General features: G+C 41.7%; 4 protein-coding genes. All 4 read left to right on the top strand.

What is annotated here, in order from left to right:
• Positions 1–376 (top strand): peptide chain release factor N(5)-glutamine methyltransferase (locus tag KKC46_23025; GenBank protein ID MBU1056678.1); only part of this gene is annotated, 376 nt, incomplete at its 5' end.
• A complete protein-coding gene (murA, locus tag KKC46_23020) occupies positions 369–1,631 on the top strand; it encodes a UDP-N-acetylglucosamine 1-carboxyvinyltransferase (GenBank protein MBU1056677.1) in 1,263 nt (420 codons plus the stop codon). The genes KKC46_23025 and murA, both read left to right, overlap by 8 nt.
• On the top strand, positions 1,628–2,200 hold the full coding sequence (locus KKC46_23015; GenBank protein MBU1056676.1) for an aminodeoxychorismate/anthranilate synthase component II: 573 nt from the start codon (positions 1,628–1,630) through the stop codon (positions 2,198–2,200). Before murA ends, KKC46_23015 begins: the two co-directional genes overlap by 4 nt.
• Before the next feature lie 61 nt (positions 2,201–2,261).
• The coding region (gene trpD / locus KKC46_23010; protein MBU1056675.1) for an anthranilate phosphoribosyltransferase at positions 2,262–2,653 on the top strand (392 nt) is incomplete at its 3' end.

Raw genomic sequence — 2,653 nt, 5'->3', positions numbered from 1 at the left:
GATTAAATTTATTCAAAGTGATTTATTTACGAGTTGCGAGTTGCGAGTTGCGAGTTACGATATAATCGTTTCCAATCCTCCCTACATCCCTACCGTAGAAATTGAGGCATTGCAGCCTGAGGTTAGATATGAACCGCATATGGCTTTAGACGGCGGTAAGGATGGTTTGGATTTTTATCGCCGTATAATTGACAGAACGCCTTGTTATTTAAGAAAAGATGGTTTTTTAATCATGGAGATGGGATTTAATCAAAAAAACGCGATAAAAAGTATTTTTCAAAAGTCCGGATATTTCCAGATAATAGAGTTAATTAAGGATTATAATAATATAGATAGAGTCATCATAGCAAAAAAGCGAGAGAGAGGGAATGGATAAACTAGTTATCGAGGGTGGAGTTAGATTAAAGGGCGAGGCAACGGTCTCTGGCTCTAAGAATGCAGTGTTGCCTATATTTGCTGCAACTTTGTTGACGGATGAGCCCTGTGTGATTAAAAATGTACCGAACCTACGCGATACTAACACGATGTTGAAGATTTTACGTTCTTTGGGCAAGAATGCCGAGTTTAATAAAGGCATTGTCACTGTTAGCTCTACCAGACATACAAGCTTCATTGCTGATTATAAATTGGTTTCGACCATGCGTGCGTCTTTTTGCGTTTTAGGACCTATCCTTGCTAAACTCAAAAAAGCCAAGGTTTCTTTGCCGGGCGGTTGTATTATTGGTGTGCGGCCGGTAGATTTACATCTCAAAGGGATTAAATTGTTGGGTGCGGATATTACCGTTGAATCAGGTTATGTCTACGCAAAAGCGAGCCACCTTAAAGGTAATCAGGTATATTTAGGGGGTGTTTATGGCTCATCGGTTTTAGCTACTGACAATGTAATGATGGCAGCTACTTTAGCAAAGGGCAAGACCATAATTGAATCTGCAGCTTGTGAACCAGAGGTAGCGGATTTAGCAGAATTTCTGATTAAGATGGGAGCTAAGATAAAAGGCCACGGCACACCCATTATAGAGATAGAAGGAGTAAGGCAATTGCACGGTGCCGAACATTCAATAATTCCTGATAGGATAGAGGCAGGCACATTGATGGTTGCATCACTGATTACTAAAGGAGATATCACCATAAAGAATGTTTTTTATCAGCATCTTGGTGCCGTGGTTGATAAATTAGAAGAGGCAGGGGCCTCTATAAGCAAAACCGATACTTCGGTTCGTGTGCGTCTTAAAAGGAGGCTAAAAGCCATAAATGTTACTACCCTGCCTTATCCGTGTTTTCCTACAGATGTGCAGGCGCAGATTATGAGTCTGATGAGTATTACGCCGGGCATAAGCGTGATTACCGAGAAGATTTATCCGGACAGATTTATGCATGTAGCTGAACTTAATCGTATGGGCGCACATATCCAAAGGGAAGGCCCGCATGCCATAGTCGAAGGCGTAAAACAATTATCCGGGGCGCCGGTCATGGCCTCAGATTTACGCGCATCGGCGTCTTTGGTATTAGCCGGATTAGTAGCTTCTGGCAGGACGTCAGTATCAAGGATTTATCATCTCGAGCGTGGATATGAGAATATGGAGGAGAAATTACAAGGACTGGGCGCAAGAATTTGGAGAGAGAAAGAATGATTTTAATGATTGATAATTATGATTCCTTTACCTATAATCTCGTCCAGTATTTAGGGGAATTGGGTGCAAATATCAAGGTATTTAGAAACGACAAGATAACTATAAATAAGATTAAGAAGCTTGGGCCGGCCAGAGTTGTTATTTCACCGGGGCCTGGCAGGCCGGAAGACGCAGGTATTTCCTGTGATGTGATCAGAGAATTTGCAGGTAAAATTCCTATATTAGGAGTGTGTCTGGGCCATCAATGTTTAGGTTTCGTATACGCAGGCCGTATTATAGGCGCAAAAAAACTTATGCACGGGAAGACCTCTTTTATTTATCATAATCAGAAGACCATTTTTCGCGGCATACCCAATCCTTTTGAGGCTACGCGTTACCATTCCTTGATTGTAGAGAAAAAGACCTTGCCAGAATGTTTGGAGATAACTGCCTGGACAAAGGAAAATGAAATTATGGGTTTAAAGCATAAAAACCATCCTCTCTGGGGAGTGCAGTTTCATCCTGAATCTATCCTAACTAAGCCAGGCAAGGATATCCTCGCCAATTTTTTATGGTGTATGAAAGTATAAAGCACTTTCCTAACCACTGAAAATAACATTGGAGTTATCGCGAAGCGATTTTCTTGAATATATGATACAGGAAGCAATAGAAATATTGTCAAACGGAGAAAGCCTAACTGCTTCTCAGATGGAAGCGGTTATGGAAGAGATTATGACCGGCAAAGCAGATACCGGTCAGATTGTTTCTTTTTTAAGTGCATTAAATAAAAAAGGCGAGACAGTAGAAGAGATTACTGCTGCAGTATCTGTTATGCGCAGGCATGTCACCAGAATACACGTAGATAAAGAACCGCTTCTGGATACCTGCGGGACAGGCGGAGATAAAAAAGGCAGTTTTAATGTTTCCACAATTGTGGCTTTTGTGGCAAGCGGCTGCGGGATTACTGTTGCCAAACACGGCAATCGTTCTGTATCGAGCTCGTGCGGCAGCGCAGACATATTAGAGGCATTAGGCATAAATAT

The sequence above is a fragment of the Pseudomonadota bacterium genome (genome assembly GCA_018817425.1).
In the GTDB taxonomy this organism is placed as follows: Bacteria; Desulfobacterota; Desulfobacteria; order Desulfobacterales; family RPRI01; genus RPRI01.
The sequence above is the reverse complement of the archived record's forward strand: the minus strand, read 5'-3'. Positions and strand labels throughout refer to the sequence as shown.